General features: G+C 32.5%; 18 protein-coding genes. 13 read left to right on the top strand and 5 right to left on the bottom strand.

Annotated elements, in window-relative coordinates:
- Window positions 1-126: 126 nt before the first annotated feature.
- From Q4Q35_RS07520 to Q4Q35_RS07505, 4 genes are all read left to right on the top strand, one after another.
- The gene (locus Q4Q35_RS07520) at window positions 127-918 is read left to right on the top strand and encodes a carbonic anhydrase (RefSeq protein ID WP_303277348.1); all 792 of its coding nucleotides are present in this window, start codon (window positions 127-129) and stop codon (window positions 916-918) included.
- Between the two features lie 19 nt (window positions 919-937).
- Window positions 938-1,612: an HAD family hydrolase gene (locus tag Q4Q35_RS07515; RefSeq protein WP_303277347.1), complete on the top strand. Its 675-nt coding sequence runs from the start codon at window positions 938-940 to the stop codon at window positions 1,610-1,612.
- A gap of 483 nt (window positions 1,613-2,095) precedes the next feature.
- Entirely contained in the window at window positions 2,096-2,614 is a 519-nt protein-coding gene (locus Q4Q35_RS07510) for a T9SS type A sorting domain-containing protein (RefSeq protein ID WP_303277346.1), read from the top strand.
- Window positions 2,615-2,618: 4 nt separating this feature from the next.
- Window positions 2,619-4,499: a beta strand repeat-containing protein gene (locus Q4Q35_RS07505; RefSeq protein WP_303277345.1), complete on the top strand. Its 1,881-nt coding sequence runs from the start codon at window positions 2,619-2,621 to the stop codon at window positions 4,497-4,499.
- Window positions 4,500-4,674: 175 nt separating this feature from the next.
- Here the strand turns inward: Q4Q35_RS07505 and Q4Q35_RS07500 are convergent, their stop codons facing one another.
- The 3 genes from Q4Q35_RS07500 to Q4Q35_RS07490 are packed head-to-tail and all read right to left on the bottom strand — an operon-like array spanning window position 4,675 to window position 7,399.
- Complete coding sequence (locus Q4Q35_RS07500; protein ID WP_303277344.1) at window positions 4,675-5,616, bottom strand: hypothetical protein; 942 nt, start codon at window positions 5,614-5,616, stop codon at window positions 4,675-4,677.
- Entirely contained in the window at window positions 5,613-6,347 is a 735-nt protein-coding gene (locus Q4Q35_RS07495; protein ID WP_303277343.1) for a hypothetical protein, read from the bottom strand. Before Q4Q35_RS07495 ends, Q4Q35_RS07500 begins: the two co-directional genes overlap by 4 nt.
- Window positions 6,344-7,399, bottom strand: a complete 1,056-nt coding sequence (locus tag Q4Q35_RS07490; protein WP_303277342.1) for a hypothetical protein — start codon at window positions 7,397-7,399, stop codon at window positions 6,344-6,346. Before Q4Q35_RS07490 ends, Q4Q35_RS07495 begins: the two co-directional genes overlap by 4 nt.
- Window positions 7,400-7,710: 311 nt before the next feature.
- Here Q4Q35_RS07490 and Q4Q35_RS07485 point away from each other — a divergent pair, with 311 nt between their 5' ends.
- Both Q4Q35_RS07485 and Q4Q35_RS07480 read left to right on the top strand, forming a co-directional pair.
- The gene (locus Q4Q35_RS07485; RefSeq protein WP_303277341.1) at window positions 7,711-8,586 is read left to right on the top strand and encodes an LpoB-related protein; all 876 of its coding nucleotides are present in this window, start codon (window positions 7,711-7,713) and stop codon (window positions 8,584-8,586) included.
- Between the two features lie 8 nt (window positions 8,587-8,594).
- Window positions 8,595-9,470, top strand: coding sequence for a DUF8604 domain-containing protein (locus Q4Q35_RS07480; protein WP_303277340.1), 876 nt, complete (start codon window positions 8,595-8,597; stop codon window positions 9,468-9,470).
- 3 nt (window positions 9,471-9,473) lie between these two features.
- Here the strand turns inward: Q4Q35_RS07480 and Q4Q35_RS07475 are convergent, their stop codons facing one another.
- Window positions 9,474-10,421 carry a phosphoribosylaminoimidazolesuccinocarboxamide synthase gene (locus Q4Q35_RS07475; RefSeq protein ID WP_303277339.1) on the bottom strand — a complete coding sequence of 316 codons (948 nt, stop codon included), beginning with the start codon at window positions 10,419-10,421 and terminating at the stop codon, window positions 9,474-9,476.
- A 160-nt stretch (window positions 10,422-10,581) separates the two neighbouring features.
- Entirely contained in the window at window positions 10,582-11,535 is a 954-nt protein-coding gene (locus Q4Q35_RS07470; RefSeq protein ID WP_303277338.1) for a PhoH family protein, read from the bottom strand.
- A gap of 145 nt (window positions 11,536-11,680) precedes the next feature.
- Here Q4Q35_RS07470 and Q4Q35_RS07465 point away from each other — a divergent pair, with 145 nt between their 5' ends.
- The 7 genes from Q4Q35_RS07465 (at window position 11,681) to dnaN (ending at window position 17,579) form a co-directional block, all read left to right on the top strand.
- Window positions 11,681-12,529, top strand: a complete 849-nt coding sequence (locus tag Q4Q35_RS07465; RefSeq protein WP_303277337.1) for an SAM hydrolase/SAM-dependent halogenase family protein — start codon at window positions 11,681-11,683, stop codon at window positions 12,527-12,529.
- Window positions 12,530-12,576: 47 nt separating this feature from the next.
- Window positions 12,577-12,873, top strand: coding sequence for a putative quinol monooxygenase (locus tag Q4Q35_RS07460; RefSeq protein ID WP_303277433.1), 297 nt, complete (start codon window positions 12,577-12,579; stop codon window positions 12,871-12,873).
- Window positions 12,874-12,875: 2 nt separating this feature from the next.
- Window positions 12,876-13,421 (top strand): isochorismatase family protein, encoded by a 546-nt coding sequence (locus Q4Q35_RS07455; RefSeq protein ID WP_303277336.1) that lies wholly within the window; start codon window positions 12,876-12,878, stop codon window positions 13,419-13,421.
- Between the two features lie 93 nt (window positions 13,422-13,514).
- Window positions 13,515-14,234 carry a gliding motility-associated ABC transporter permease subunit GldF gene (gene gldF, locus Q4Q35_RS07450; protein WP_303277335.1) on the top strand — a complete coding sequence of 240 codons (720 nt, stop codon included), beginning with the start codon at window positions 13,515-13,517 and terminating at the stop codon, window positions 14,232-14,234.
- A complete protein-coding gene (locus tag Q4Q35_RS07445; protein ID WP_303277333.1) occupies window positions 14,231-14,716 on the top strand; it encodes a hypothetical protein in 486 nt (161 codons plus the stop codon). The genes gldF and Q4Q35_RS07445 overlap by 4 nt, the downstream gene beginning before the upstream one ends.
- Window positions 14,709-16,376: a gliding motility-associated ABC transporter substrate-binding protein GldG gene (gldG, locus tag Q4Q35_RS07440; protein WP_303277332.1), complete on the top strand. Its 1,668-nt coding sequence runs from the start codon at window positions 14,709-14,711 to the stop codon at window positions 16,374-16,376. Before Q4Q35_RS07445 ends, gldG begins: the two co-directional genes overlap by 8 nt.
- Before the next feature lie 84 nt (window positions 16,377-16,460).
- Window positions 16,461-17,579: a DNA polymerase III subunit beta gene (gene dnaN, locus Q4Q35_RS07435; protein WP_303277331.1), complete on the top strand. Its 1,119-nt coding sequence runs from the start codon at window positions 16,461-16,463 to the stop codon at window positions 17,577-17,579.
- Window positions 17,580-17,600: the final 21 nt, after the last annotated feature.

Genomic DNA, 17,600 nt, shown 5'->3' with positions numbered 1-17,600 from the left:
AGGTTTTAGGAAATAGAAAAAGTCAAGATGAGTTCATTTTCTAAAATTGAATCTAAAACATGATAAAAGTAAGGTTTTTGATTAAATGGCTTAATTAAATTTGGGTTTTAAACTCTTATAAATACCATGAATACAAAAATAGTTTTAGTTATTACCCTTACACTCTCAATACTTATATCCTGCAATGATTCAAAAAAAATTGTTCACCTAAACAACGATCATCAAAAGGCAATACCACACTGGAGTTATTCTGGAGAAACTGCTCCTGAGCATTGGGCAGAAATTGAAAAAAATTCGGATTGTAATGGGAAGCAACAATCTCCAATTAATATTATACACAAAGACACAGATTCAGTACCTGCAAAAACCGATTTAAAGATATTATACACACCTACAACTTTGATTAGTGAAGTAGAAAACAATGGACATTCAATCCAGTTTGATTTTGAAGCCGGAGATTCTATAAATTACAAAAATGAGACGTATTACTTAAAACAAATTCATTTTCATGAACCATCAGAACATAAAGTAAATGGTATCATTTATCCTATTGAAATGCATTTGGTTCACTTGAACAAAACAGGTAAAATAACCGTTATTGGCATTTTGGGTGAAGAAGGTAATGAAAGTCAGCTCTTTGAATTCTTTGAAAGTTTTCTACCAATAGAAACAGGGAAGACAAAAGACATTCATCAAAACATTGATTTATCTAGTTTATTTTTAGAAGACAAACACTATTATTCTTATGGTGGCTCATTAACAACGCCACCTTGTTCGGAAAGTGTTAATTGGATTGTATTTAAAGAACCTATCATTTTATCGGTTGAGGAAGTTATAAAATTAAGAGATAATATGCCTTTAAATAATTATAGAAATGAACAACCAGTAAACGAACGTACGATATACTACAACTATTAACTTTAACTTAGCAAGAATTATGACATATAAAGCCATTATTTTTGATTTAGACGGAACCCTTGTAAATTCTATTGAAGACTTGGGAGATTCTATGAATTTGGTTCTTGATAATTTTGGTTATCCTACACATAACTACAAAGCTTATAATCACTTTGTTGGTAGCGGCATTAAAAATTTAGTTATAAAAGCATTGCCTGAAACACATAAAACGCATGATATCGTTAATACTTGCTTTAATGCAATGATGGATGTTTACAGTAATAATTGCACCGTTAAAACTAAACCTTATGATGGTATTTTGGAACTGTTGAATCAATTAAAATCTCAAAAACTCAAATTAAGTGTATTGTCTAATAAATCAGATATACTTACTAAAAAAGTGGTGTCAAGTCTTTTGCCTAATTATTTTCATCCTGTTTTTGGTTTAACTAAAGAAGTTAATAAAAAACCTAATCCTATAAAAGCACTAGAAATAAGCGAAACTTTAAATATAAAACCAGAAAACATCATTTTTGTTGGAGATACAAATATTGATATTCAAACAGCAAAAAACGCTAATATGTTAGCTGTAGGCGTAACGTGGGGTTTTAGAGATAAGAAAGAGTTAATTGAAAGTGGTGCCAAATACATATTAAATCATCCAACAGATTTGTTAGATATTTTACATTCGAAAAAAAAGAAAGATTGGAGATAAAATTGAGCTCTATAATCTAGCAAACGACTTACAAGAGAATAGAGATTTAAGTTTAGAAAACCCTGAATTGACCAATAACTTTAGAGTCTAAACTTAAAGCATGGGAAATTAAGGTTAATGAAGGCGTAGAAATAGTTTCTAAATGGCTCCCTTTAACAGAGTACTGCCTACATTAATTAGCATACATATCATTTAATATTTAAGCAAAGAGTCCTAATAAACTTATAAAGACCTTTTAATTTGTTTTAGCAAAAGTCTATTTTAAACATGCTAAAAACATAGGGTATTTATGCTCTCTACTAAATTAGTAAAACCTTTAAAAAAAGTAAAATCCACAATAGAAAAAATCAATTCTTAAAGCAAATCTTAATCTTACAAATTTTATTTTTTGTAAGATTTTTTTGTTATTTAATATTTAAATTATACATTTGAACGGATATTTTAATCATTTTATCGATGATTTTGAATTTTAAATCAAAAATTATGAAACAAATCAACTTTAGAAATACACGACAATTTTATTTAAACCATAGGCTAATCTTACTCTTATTTTTCCTATTAATATACGTTAGCCAAATAAAGGCCCAAGAAATCGTATTAACCTCCGGAAATAGCATATCAGATACTGGAGGTTCGGTTAGCTATTCTGTTGGTCAAATAATCCAACAAAATGCTACCGGTTCAAATGGTTCCATAATTCAAGGGATTCAATTTTATTTTGACTCTTCAACGTTAACTGTTATAGATATGGAAACCAACTTAGAAATTGCCACCTACCCTAACCCAACAACATCTATTTTAAATATTCATGTTGATGATTTTAAACCCAATACCTTATCCTATAAACTATTCAACACTTCCGGAAAATTAATAAGCAACGGAACTGTAACAGATAATACCACAAGGATTAATGTAGACCATTTACAAATGGCAACATATATTCTAAAAATTAACAACACCTTAAATCAAAAAGTTCAAACTTTTAAAATAATTAAAAACTAACCAGATGAAAAAAATTACTTTACTTATCGTTTTATCTATAGCCTCATTTTCTGCTATAGCCCAAGCCCCTGATAAAATGAGCTATCAAGCTATTGTTAGAAATGCTAGTGACCAAATATTAGCCAACCAAAGCGTTGGTATGCAAATTAGTATTTTACAAGGATCTTCCAGTGGTTCTGCTGTTTATGTCGAAACACAAAACCCAACTACCAATGACAATGGTTTATTAACCATAGAAATAGGCACAGGAACCATAGTAAGTGGTACTTTTAATTCTATTGGATGGGGAAACAATGCTTATTTTATTAAAACTGAAATTGATCCGACCGGTGGTAGTTCATATAGTATAACCGGAACTAGTCAATTAATGAGCGTTCCTTATGCGCTACATGCCAAAACTGCTGATAGCTTTACTGAAACCGACCCTATTTTTACTGGTAGTGAAGCTAATAATATTACTTCCACCGACATCACTAATTTAAGTAATTTATCTGGTACCAATACTGGAGACCAAGATATTTCCGGCATTGCTACCAATGCTAGTGATATTTCCGATATTGAAACGGAGCAAACGACTCAAAATACTGCTATTGCTCTAAATACTGCTAAACAAACGTATCCAACTGCTGATGCCAATAAATTAGCCAATATCGAAGCTAATGCCACTGCTGACCAAACTGATGCCGAAATTAAAACAGCTTATGAAAATAATGCGGATACCAATGCTTTTACTGATGCTGAAAAAACGCTGTTAGCTAACCAAAGTGGTACCAATACTGGTGACCAAGATATTTCCGGTATTGCTACTAATGCTGGTGCCATTACAAACTTGGTAACCTTAAATACTGCTCAAACCATAACAGGTGCCAAAACTTTTGATGCTAATGTTATAGTAAAAGGATTGACTATTGGAAACGGAACAGCAGGTGTTGCCACAAATACCTCAATAGGTATAAATGCATTGGTTTCCAATGCATCCGGAATTAACAATGTTGCTATTGGAGAACAAGCAGGGTTTTCTATAACAGGGAGCAATAATGTTGCTATAGGTACGGCCACTAATAGAAATGCCGCAGAAGGAGATGGTAACATAGCTATAGGACAAAATGCCAATTATCAAGGCACATCCGGAGCAAACAATATTGCATTAGGAACACTTTCTTACAGACAAGGTAATAGCGGTTCCAATAATATCGCTTTAGGCTTAGCTGCTTTATATGAAGAATCAACAGGGAGCAACAATATTGCATTAGGAAATAATTCGAGTAGATTGAACAATGACGGTGAAGGAAATATTACGATAGGTTATCAAGCAGGAAATGCTATAACTTCAGGAGACTACAACCTTGCTATAGGTTATGATGCCGATGTCTCCAGTGGTACCTTAACAAATGCCACTGCCATAGGAAACGGTGCTACGGTATCTGCAAGCAACAAAGTACAAATAGGGAATAGCGCGTTAACTGCTGTACAATTAGGAACAGGAAGTAATGTAGCACTTGAAACAGGTACGATTAAGCTTAACGGAGGAACACCTGGAGATGGTAAAGTATTAACCTCTGATGCGTCTGGAAATGCCACTTGGGAAACGCCATCTAGTAGTAGTTTATCTGTAAAAACCATTAGTGCAAATACAACACTAACCTCAAGTGATAATATTGTAATTATTAATGGTAATTACACTGCTACGCTACCTGCATCTCCAGTAGACGGGCAATTTATTAAAGTATGCAGCACTACATCTACCGCTGGGATAAACGGAAACGGAAAAACGATGTATGCATTTAATGCTACCTATTCTTCAGTAACATTTGGAAGTCAATTTCATGAAACACTCTCATTTATATATAGTTCGACACTTGATGTCTGGTTTATGAGTTATTAATATTTAGCAATGAAATGATTTGTGATCTATATTCTAAATAGAAAGTTTATCATATTTCTTAGATTTATGAATTGCTTTTAGCCTTTTGGTTAAAACCGAGTAAGTCAAAAAAGAAGGAAAAGAAATAATTTAGTTTTTGAAAAACTGATAGAAATTGAAAAATTTCTATAATAAATTATTTCTTTTTCTTTGATTTACTTAAAACATCAGGAAAAACTTCTTTAACCAAAGGTAAAATATCAGCTATAGTAACCAAAATAACAAACATTAATGAAATTATTTTTACATTTCGATCTTTCTCGAACCTATCAAAAATTGTTGTTGAAATATTATAGCCTGAATTATCATCCATAGGTCCAGGTGTGATTATTATCCCCTCTTTTCCAATAGCCTTATATGTAGCTGTCATCCCTATCTCTTCATTTATAGTTGCAAACCCATAAACTTTAACTTTTTTGTCCTTATCATAATTTGTGATAATAAATTGATCTCCAGTATTTAAATCGTATGTATTGGATTTAAAATAAGGCCCCCAAAATATTGATCGACCTATTACAGTAACTCCCCCACATCTTACAATAGCATTGGAATTACCATAGGTTTCATAATTAATAGTACGTCCAATAGTAATTTCGCCGGTTATAGGAACAATTATAGTTTCTCCTCTATTAATCCTATCTGCAATATCATCAATATAAAATAACACATAATTATCAGCTTTATGTGTCACCTCGTCGTCATCAGGAGAATAAAAGGTTCCAGCACTTTCACCTTTACTCACCTTAATTTCAATAGTAAGATAGCTATTTGAAATCCTTTCAATAGTTGTAGTTGCTCCTGTTGCTATTTTAAAGGTTCCATGGTATCCATCAATGCCTATACTATCGTCTTCTCTAATAAATACTTTTACATCATATAAAGGTATTTTAGAATTGTTATGGTCAATAGTTTTAAATTTTAAAAGCTCGGTTTTAACTGAAACACTAAAAGTTGAGGGGAAAAGATTAAATACCTGAATAGTAATAATAGGTGTTAATACCATTACTGCAACAAAAATCAGCTTCTTAAATAATGTAAACTGCTTCTGCTTCCGTTTGCGTTTCTTTTTAGCGCTCAATTTTTAGAGTATTTCAATGATAATTCATATTTTACGAAGCTCACTTTGGGCCCTCTTCGTCTCATTTGCTTTATAACAATAGTCGAGGTGTCTTTTACCTTATTATCCGGGATGGTGCCTTTTTTATTATAAGCTACCATAGGAGACTCTAAATCGCTACATTTAATGGAGCCTCCTGTATCATTGTCTACGATCAAGCTGGTCGATGAGATAGAATTTACATATACAGAGACACTTCTGGTTTCTATCACATCAGAAGGTATAGAGTTCCAACTACTTATTACATAAGCATCCGGTTTTGAATTACAGTCATCGCTTAAAGAAGCCAAAATAACCAACTCTTCAGTTTTGAACGCTGACAAAGCTTTTTTATATTTTGTTGGCCAAAAAAACTCTTGTACATCATCATCTGTAGGTGTAATTGTGTAACTACGTTTTGCTGAATAGCGCCCATCTTTTGAGCTGATCTCTACACAAAGATTAGTAGTTAATTTAACCTCTGGAATTCTAGCAAAAAAATGCTCAGGGTTTAGGTTATTTTCATCGCTATCAAACATTAAACCAACCCTTACATTACCACTAACAGGTACTTTATCTGTCCAGACCTCCCATTTATTATTGTTTACAGTTTCTTGATTCGGTTTAATTGGTGACTTTTTTTCTTGGGCTGAAACCATGGCGTTAAAAAACAACGCCAATAAAAAAACGGTTAATACTGTGTTTTTTTTCATTTAAATTGATTTTCCATGTTAGTTAATAATGATTTTATAGCCTGTTTCTCAGCAGTTTTTTCATCAAAACCCAATCCTTTTCCCATAAAGCTATAGGAATCTATTACATTAAGGTTGTTTGTTAAATACAAACTGGCATTTAACCTGACATATACCGTATGCATGTTCTTTCTATTCGTTTCGGTTTCAAAAATGACATTTCCCAAGAACAACTGGTCTAGTTCTTTCCTTAATTTGCTTGGAATAACCAAGTCACTACGTCCCAAAACAATATTATCGAATTCTTTCTCTACATAATCATTCTCAGCAAATTTATCATAAGCTTTATAGGATGTTCCTTTATTAATGTTGGTTACTAATTTATTGTTCACCTCAACATACCTGTTATTATCTTTAAGAAGCATAACTCCTAACCTTTTTGGTCCGTTATAAGTAGTTTCAACTTGCCTTTTTACATCGAAAAAAGACGCTAAAGTTCTCATAATATCATCTATTTGATATACAAAAGCTTGCTTTGAGTCATCTTCCATACTCATTAACATACCAGCTAAGATTTTTTCGCCTTGATAATTAATATAAAAAGAACTACCGCTCATACCTTTCCTAAAGCCTATATTGGCATTTTGTGGAATGATAATAAAGCTCGTTTGGTCTTTTGACGTTATATTAACATGAACCATATTAGATGCTCCAAATTCATCCAAATATTCAACAAACCCGCTTGATACATTATCGATAGCTCTATCAAATTGATCGGAAATATCCCAACTTTTACAAGTAGTACTGGAACTTTTAGTAATACCCAGAATCGCTAAATCTGCTTCATAGGCATCAATTAAATTTGCAGTATTATTAATTCTATTGGCACTACGAACCAAAATATCACTCACAGATTCAGATACTACATGGGCTGGAGTTATAACAAAACATTCACCTGCACGTTCACAAATAATCCCATTACCTATTTCTGTACTTTTAACAAAAACAGTTTCCTGGGCAAAAAGAAAACAAGAAAAAAAGAAAAGGAGGGGCGCACACAATTGCTGCTTCATAAATTTATCTTAGCTATATAATTCTATTATTTTTTGTCATTTAATCATAAAAAAACGCATTACATCTAGTTTTTTTATGCTAACCGGAATAAGGTCAGAAAGTTACTAATAATTTTATATATTTGGCAAAAATACCCTACATTTTTATTAAGAACAATATTACTTATTAAAATAAAAATGTCTTTGAGCCCCCATTTTACTTACCTTTTATTTAACCTTATTCTGTTATAACAAAGAGACATAATGACATCTCAATTATTATGTAAGTAATTCTTTATAAAAAACATACAACAAACTAAACCAATAATAACATGAAAAAAATATTACTAATAACTTCATTGTTTTTTATAACAATAGGATTTGCTCAAAAAACAACTATTGGCTTGCAGACTTTCAAAGCTATAAATGCAGATAATTGGAAAGAAGCAGAAATGATAACTGAAAAAATAAAAGAAGTTTTTGTTAATTCTAAGCGATTTACTGCATTGGACAGAACAATGTATACTAAAACAAGCATATTTGCTGAAAAAGAAATACAGAAGAACATAGATTTTATTAATGGATATGTAGTAAAACAAGGCAGAAGTAAAGGAGCTAAACACATTATTGGAGGCAAAATTCTTATATCAAGTTATTCTACTATAAAAAGCGGGGAGAAAAAATGTGATTTATCTTTTAGTATTAATGTTAGCGATGTTGAAACGGGAGAACTCATGATTTCTAAGGTAATATGTCCAAATCGTACAAGCCGTACTATAGGTTCATTAGGTTTAACTGGTAGTTCAACAGAGGACGAAGCTTTTATTAATGCTTTATTATTATTAGAAAAAAAGATTAATGATTTCATCGAAGAATATGTTTCTTTTTACACAGATATCGTAGACCTTGAAGAAGTAAATAATAAAAAAGGAGGCACTGTCGTAAAAACAGTACTAGTAAATGCTGGTATTGACGATGGTATGCATAAAAATGATAAGTTTAGTATCTGTGAAGTCACTTATGTAGAAACATCAAAAGGAAAGAAAAAAAGAGAGCGCGAAATAGCTGTTTTTAAGGTTAGTAAGGTACAGGGAGAAGTATCTGAAGGTAAAATAACAAAAGGCGGAGAAGAATTAGCCCAAAAATTTAATGATAAAGAAACCGTTCTGGTTTGTAAATCCGTAAAAAATAACCTTATCAACATTTAATTTTATATATGAAAAAGTATTTAATTTATGTATTGTTAATTACGAGTTTCTGCAATACAGTTCTGGGACAAAGAGACAAAGAGGTGTTACCTAGTATTATGGTAATACCCAGAGCTAACGAAAATGAAGATATCCGTACATTGGTAGATAACGAACCTGTTATCAGGGTAGGAATAGCTTCTATAAAAGATGGGTTTGATCAATATGGGTACGATACTAAAGATTTTGAGGCACTTTTTAAAAGAATCATTTCAGACCCTAAAGTGCAGCATCTTTCAAAAGATAAATTTAGAGATTTACTTATAAGAAATATTACAACCGATGTAGTGGTCGAACTAGACCTTATGTATGTAGAATCTAATGCAGGTAATTTGGTAAGGATTATTTTAGAAGCAAATGAGGTCTCGTCTGCAAACTCATTAGGTACAAAAACATGTGAATCCAACATGTTTTATACAAAAGATGTAGGCAGCTTGACCATGAGTGCCATGAATCAAGATTATGGTAAAGACGATTCGTGTTTTGATTCCTTCATGAAGGAAATCATAACAAAATGGAACAAGCAATATGAAGATGGTAAAACAGCCGTTATCGATTTTAGTTTTGATAAGAACTCGAAACTGACAATGGACTCGAAAATAGCTTCAAAGGATAATGATCGCTTAAAGTTTATCATTGAAGATTGGCTCACTGAAACGGCTCATGAGCATTATGTAAAAATTGATAAGGTAAATGAGTTTAACTTATATGTAGGCGAATATCGTTATTCATACATGCACACCACTCGTAATATAGAACGGGATATATACCGTTTATTTGACAAACTGGAAATCGAAATTAAAATTAAAAATAACGGTGAAAGCCTCTACGTAAAAGTTTTATAGAACTTACTTTAAAAACTCCAATACGTTACCCTCAATACGTGCTTGTATATCAGAAACATTAGCCTTTACAAAAGTTTCGCCAGTAATATTTTCGTAAAGCTCGATATAGCGTTCGCTAACAGTTTCAATATAGTCGTCGCTCATAAAAGGAACCGTTTGCCCTTCTAATCCCTGAAAGTCATTAGAGATTAACCATTGACGCACAAACTCTTTGGAAAGCTGTTTTTGTGCTTCTCCTCTATCTTGACGTTCCTGATAGCCTTCAGCATAAAAATAACGTGACGAATCTGGCGTATGTATCTCATCAATCAATACAATCTTGCCCTCTTTGGTTTTACCAAATTCATATTTAGTATCCACCAAAATAAGTCCACGAGATGCAGCAATTTCAGAACCACGTTGAAACAATTTACGCGTATAATCTTCTAAAACCACATAATCTTCTTCTAAAACGATACCTCGCTTTAAAATATCTTCTCTAGAAATATCCTCGTCATGGTCGCCCATTTCAGCTTTAGTAGCTGGTGTAATGATAGGCTCTGGAAAAGCATCATTTTCTTTCATCCCTTCTGGCATAGGTACACCACAAAGCATACGTTTACCAGCTTTATATTCGCGTGCAGCATGGCCAGACATATAGCCTCGAATCACCATTTCTACCTTAAAAGGATCACATAAATATCCAACCGCAACATTCGGATCTGGAGTAGCCGTTAACCAATTAGGCACCAAATCTTCGGTAGCAGCCATCATTTTGGTAGCTATCTGGTTTAGTATTTGTCCTTTGTATGGAATTCCCTTAGGCATCACCACATCGAAAGCAGATAACCTATCGGTAGCAATCATTACCAATTGCTCATCATTAATATTATATACTTCTCTTACTTTTCCTTTGTAAACACTTTTTTGGTTCGGAAAATTGAAATTAGTGTCTGTAATGGTATTACTCATTTATATTTTTACTCTTTACGAGTTTTTATTTACTTATTTGTATATTTTTATTTACTTATTTATAAACTAATCGATTTCTAGTATGTAAATGATCTTCAACCTTCTAACCATCAATAAAATATTTTTCCCCTTTGGGGAAATGTCCGAAGGACAATGGGGATTAATCCCTATTCTCAATACTCTTATACGCTGCAATCACCTTTTTAACCAGTTTATGGCGAATCACATCCTTATCATCTAAAAATATCATCCCTACACCTTCAACATTCTTTAAAATTAAAAGCGCTTCCTTTAAACCAGAAATTGTACGACGCGGTAAGTCAATTTGTCCGGGATCGCCGGTTAATAAAAACTTGGCATTTTTACCCATACGCGTTAAAAACATTTTCATTTGCGCATGTGTGGTGTTTTGCCCTTCATCTAATATTACAAAAGCATTATCCAATGTACGCCCACGCATAAACGCTAAAGGTGCTATTTGAATCGTACCGTTTTCTATATAATGTGCTAATTTTTCGGGGGCAATCATATCGCGCAACGCATCATATAAAGGTTGCATATATGGGTCTAATTTTTCCTTTAAATCACCCGGTAAAAAACCTAAATTCTCTCCGGCTTCTACTGCCGGACGAGTTAAAATAATACGCTTAACTTCCTTGTTTTTTAAAGCTTGAACTGCCAAAGCAACTCCTGTATAAGTTTTACCAGTACCGGCAGGGCCAATAGCAAAAACCATATCGTTTTTGCGCATAAGGTCTACCATCTTACGTTGGTTAGCTGTTTGTGCTTTAATAAGTTTACCACGAACACCATGCACGATAACTTCACCACTTTGTTTTGAGGTAGTATAATCATCGCTACTCTGACTTGTTAAAACACGCTCAATAACATTCTCATCTAATTTATTGTACTTTGCAAAGTGCTTTAAAAGCATCGTAATTCTACGATCGAATTCTTCTAATAATTCCTCATCGCCAAAAGCTTTTATTTTATTACCTCTTGCGACTATCTTAAGTTTAGGAAAATACTTTTTTAGGAGTTCAATATTAGCGTTTTGAGCTCCAAAAAACTCTTTTGGAGTGATTTCTTCAAGTTCGATTACAATTTCGTTCAAAGGCGTATACTTATTTTTTGCATATCACCCAATTTAAATGAAAATAATATTTAATTCGATGAAATGATTTTATTAGTTTTGTTAAAACTCAAAAATACATAAATTTGAGTGACTTAACGCTAAAAACATATCAACAATTTTGCCAATGGCGATAATAACCTTAACTACTGATTTTGGTGAAAAAGATCACTTTGCTGGCGCAACAAAAGGGGCTATTTATAGCGAACTCCACGATGTTAAAATTGTTGATATCTCTCATTCTATCTCGCCTTTTAGTATTCCTGAAGCGGCTTACATTATACAAAATGCCTATCACAGTTTTCCAAAAGGCACCATACACATTATTGGTATCGATTCTGAGATAAATCCAGAAAACAAACATATAGCTGTAAAGCTTGACGATCATTTTTTTATCTGTGCTAATAACGGTATTATGAGTATGATTTCATCTGAAATTGCGCCAGAAAAAATAGTGGAAATTAATATTCACGATAAAATACAAACAAGCTTTCCTGTGTTAGACATATTTGTAAAAGCAGCATGTCATATTGCACGCGGTGGCACTTTAGATGTTATAGGGAAACCCATTAGTAAAATAAAGCCTATTAAGAATATCGTACCTTATGTAAATGACGATAAAACGCAAATTATAGGCAGTGTTATTTACATTGATAATTACGGAAATGTCGTTACTAATATTAAAAGAAGCTTTTTTGAAACGATACAGAAAGGACGTGCTTTCGAAATTTCGGCACGAAACAACAAGTTTAAAACTATTTTTAAAAAATACAGCGATATTGTTAATTTCAACATAGAAGAAAACAAACGCAACGATGAAGGCAGAGGCTTGGTAGTTTTTAATTCCGGCAATTTTTTAGAAATTGCCGTTTATAAAAGTAATAGCGGTACTGTTGGTAGTGCATCAACACTCATGGGACTTGGTTTAATGGATACGGTTAGTGTTAATTTTATAAAAGATGAGAAGTTCGTTTAAGTGTATCTTGTGTAAAGCCAAAAGCGGACATGGCAAAAAATAATTTTATGTTTGTAAGAATTGTGAAAATGGGATTTTACGAAGAAAACATCGAAACTTTTCTCGCTAATTTTGATGCCAATAAAGAGAAGATAAGATCTTTTAAAGGCTGTAAGTTTTTAGAACTCTATAGAGATAAAAATGAGCCAACCATATTTTTCACATACAGCTATTGGGAAACGGAAGAGAACCTAGAAAACTATAGGCAATCTGAAATTTTTAAAAACGTTTGGGCTAAAACCAAACCCCTATTTAATATTCCTCCAATTGCATGGAGCGTCGATAAATTAGAAACTTTGAGCTAATAATGAACCATAAAGCACTTTTAGTAATCGATATGCAAAAAGGGTCTTTTACTCCAGAAACGCCGCGATATGATACACATGGTGTGATAAACAAAATTAATTTATTAGCCGACAGGTTTAGAACTTCTGGAAATCATGTTTTTTACATTCAACACGATGGTACAAAGCATAATGACTTTATTCCTAATACTGAAGCATGGGAAATATTGTCAGATTTACAAGTATCTAAAGAAGATATACTAATAAGTAAATATGCTAATGATGTGTTTTATAATTCAAATCTTAAATCTAAATTAGAAACTTATAATATTAACGAATTATATATTACAGGTTGTGCTACCGATTTTTGTGTAGAAGCAACTATACAATCTGCCTTAGCAAAAGACTACAACGTTACAGTGGTAAAAGATGCACATACAACAGGGAACAGACCACATCTTAAAGCAGAAGAAGTTATTGAACATTACAATTGGGTGTGGCAAAATATGATACCGACAAAAGGCCGTATTAAAGTTGATAGTTTTAAAGCCATATTAAGCACATTATAAAATTTTAGCCAATAATATAAGGGCATTGCGAGACAAATTGATACATTTGAATAAAATAAAAAAATAACCCGTAGCAATTACAAAAGAAGATACATGTTAGCCATACTTAAAAAAGAAATAAACTCATTTTTTGCATCTCCCATAGGTTATTTGGTCATTGCTATTTTTTTAGTTTTAAATGGTTTATTCTTATGGTTGTTTAAAGGAGAATTTAATATTTTAGACTATGGTTTTGCAGACTTATCGCCTTTCTTTTTATTGGCACCCTGGATTTTAATATTCTTAATTCCTGCAGTTACTATGCGCAGTTTTTCGGATGAAAAAAAACAGGGTACTCTCGAACTCTTACTCACAAAACCAATATCACATATAAACATCATTTTAGGAAAATATTTTGGTGCCTTTATTTTAATCTTAATAGCCCTTTTACCAACCTTACTTTATGTTTATACCGTTTACCAGTTAGGAAACCCTATTGGTAATATAGATACAGGTAGTACACTAGGTTCTTACTTCGGATTATTATTTTTAATTGCGGCTTACACAGCCATTGGAGTGTTTGCCTCTTCCCTTTCAGACAATCAAATTGTATCATTTATCACAGCCGTTTTTATTTGTTTTCTGTTTTATATAGGTTTTGAAGGCATTGCCGATTTTGCTTCAAGCAATTTTATAGAACAATTAGGCATGAGCTTACATTATAAAAGTATGAGCCGTGGCGTGCTCGATACCCGTGATATTTTGTACTTTTTAAGCGTCACTATTTTCTTTTTAATGCTAACCAAAATAAATATTACTAAAGAGAAGCAATGATTTTCACTCCTTTATTTATTATTCTTTTTGTACTTGTTTTTGTACTAATTTGGTTGTTTGCTAACACTATAGACAAACGCAAATGGGTAAGTTTATTAATAAGTTTGGTATTAGCACCCCTTGCCTATTTTTATGTATTTTACCCCATATTAAACATTTTTAGTAGTTACCACCATCAAAAACATTTCAATGCCGAAGCATGGAAAGATAAACCGTCATTACGTTACGAAATGAGTAAAGAAATAATTGACGAAAGTTTGTTTCTTGGAAAAAGCAAAAAAGAAGTGGAAACCCTTTTAGGAAAAAGCGAATGGTTTGGTTGGAACGATAGTATAAAAGCAACATCGTCCGATATGTGGAATTACAATTTAGGTTTTAAACCGGGAGCTTTTAATAATATGCAAGAATGTATAGAGCTTATATACAATAACAATACTGTAATACGTGTTAAACAATACCAATTAGAGAAGACCTTTGAATAAAAAAATTAAACATATAACCATACTCCTACTTGTAATCATTGCTATTAATGTTTTAAGTAGCAAAGTTTTCAAACGATTTGATTTAACTACAGATAATCGTTACACACTAAGCGAATCTGCCATAAATATTATCAAAGATGTAGAATCACCCATTATCATAGATATATTTTTAAGCGGCGATGATTTTCCTTCAGAATTCAAACGTTTACAACGAGAAACCAAACAACTACTTGAAGAGTTTGCAGCAAAAAACAGTAACATCATTTTCAATTTTATTAATCCGTTAGAAGACGAAGCAACACGAGAACGAAACATACAGCAGCTTACACAACGTGGATTAAAACCTATGCAGTTAAGCGTTCAAGAAAGTGGAAAATCTTCACAAGCCATTATTTTTCCATGGGCGTTAGCAAGTTTTAACGACCAAACAGTTACTATTCCTCTAATTAAAAATAAAATAGGAGCATTACAACAAGAAATAGTTACCAATTCGGTACAACATTTAGAGTATGCCTTTGCCGATGGTTTTAGTAAATTAATAAAACCTAAACGCAGAAAAATTGCTATTTTAAAAGGTAACAAACAGCTTGAAGATAAATACATTGCCGATTTTGTAAAAAAGATTGGTGAGTACTATTTTATTGCGCCATTTACTTTAGATAGTGTTACTAATAGTTCTCAAAAAACATTAAAAGACTTAAATGATTTCGATTTAATTATATCTGCTAAACCAACTGAAGCTTTTACCGAAGCTGAGAAACTAGTCTTAGACCAATACACTATGAATGGTGGAAAAAGCCTATGGTTAATTGATGCTGTTGCTATCGAAAAAGATAGTTTATACAACGATTCCGGTAAAAATTTCGCAGTTTCCAGAGACTTAAATCTAACCGATTTCTTTTTCAAATATGGGGTTCGTATTAATCCTGTCATGATTAGTACGCTTTACTCTGCTCCTATAACTTTGGCTATGGGTAGTGGAAGCGAATCTCAGTTTCAGCCTTTAAGGTGGCCGTATTCGCCATTAGCCGGAATAAACAATAACCATCCTATAGTTAATAATCTAAATTTGGTAAAGTTTGATTTTGCAAATCAAATAGATACACTTAAAAACGACATTAAGAAAACCATTCTTTTAGAAACAGCTCCGCTAACTAAGTTGGAAGGTATACCAAGAGAAATTAGTTTAGATATTGTTACTAAAGAACTAGACCCAACTTTATTCAACAAAGGAAATCAAACCCTAGCGGTTTTATTAGAGGGTACGTTTACTTCGGTATACAACAACCGTATCAAACCTTTTCAGCTTAAAGAAGGAAAAGATAAAAGCATCCCCACTAAAATGATTGTTATTGCAGATGGTGATGTTATTAAAAACGATGTTATAAAAAATACCCCGCAAGAATTAGGTTTTGATCGTTGGACGGGAAAAACTTACGGCAATAAAGAATTTTTACTAAATGCAGTAAATTATTTATTGGACGACGATGGACTTATAAACATTCGATCCAAAGAAATTGCGATAGCATTTCTCGATCAGCAAAAAATAACAGCACAAAAAACCAAATGGCAACTTATAAATATCGCATTACCAGTGGTGTTATTAAGTCTATTCGGATTAGGGTTTAATTACTTCAGAAAGAAAAAGTATACTTCGTAAATGTTAATAAGTTTGTTTCCAATTTAAGTACATATCGAATATATTTGTAAGTAGCATTATTTAAACTAAACTCTGTATAAATACATGAAATTTATAGTATCCAGTACCTATTTATTAAAACAATTACAAGTTTTAGGGGGCGTTATTAATAGCTCTAACACCTTACCCATTTTAGATAATTTTTTATTTGAATTAGACCAAACTAAATTGACAGTTTCGGCAAGTGATTTAGAAACCACTATGGCATCTACACTCGATGTTGAAAGTGATAGCAAAGGCAGTGTTGCTATTCCTGCCCGTTTGTTATTAGATACTTTAAAAACATTTCCAGAGCAACCACTTACTTTTGTTGTTGAAGAGAATAATACTGTTGAGATTAGCTCTAATCATGGTAAATACGCTTTGGCTTATGCAGATGGCAATGAGTTTCCTAAAGCAGTAGCTCTTGAAGACCCGAGTAAAACAGTAATTACCGGAGATGTATTAGCCACAGCCATTAGCAAAACTATTTTTGCAGCAGGAAACGACGATTTACGCCCTGTAATGAGCGGTGTCTTTTTTCAGTTCTCAACAGAAGGTTTAACTTTTGTTGCTACCGATGCACATAAATTAGTAAAATACACACGTGAAGATATTAAAGCAAACCAAGTTGCAGAATTCATCATGCCTAAAAAACCTTTAAATCTTTTAAAAGGTATTTTAGCTGCTAGCGAAGAAGATGTAACCATTGAGTATAACGAATCGAATGCTAAATTCACATTTGAAAACTCTGAACTGATTTGCCGTTTAATCGATGGAAAATACCCTAATTACGAAGCGGTTATTCCAAAAGAGAATCCAAATAAATTGGTGATTGACAGAACACAGTTTTTAAACTCGGTGAGACGTGTTAGTATTTTCTCTAACAAAACAACACATCAAATACGTTTAAAAATTGCTGGTGCAGAACTTAATATTTCTGCCGAAGATATCGATTACAGTAACAAAGCCGAAGAGCGTTTAACTTGCGATTATCAGGGAGACGATATGCAAATTGGTTTTAACTCACGCTTTTTAACCGAAATGCTAAACAACCTAGGATCAGACGAAGTACAATTAGAAATGAGTATGCCGAACAGAGCCGGTATCTTAACACCTATTGATGGACTTGATGAAGGAGAGCAAATTACGATGTTGGTAATGCCTGTGATGTTGAATAGTTAAATTCCTGTGTGTCACACAGAG

The sequence above is a fragment of the Flavivirga aquimarina genome, assembly GCF_030540835.1.
Classification (GTDB): domain Bacteria; phylum Bacteroidota; class Bacteroidia; order Flavobacteriales; family Flavobacteriaceae; genus Flavivirga; species Flavivirga aquimarina.
Note: the sequence above shows the minus strand (reverse complement) of the source record. Positions and strands in the feature narration are given on the sequence as shown.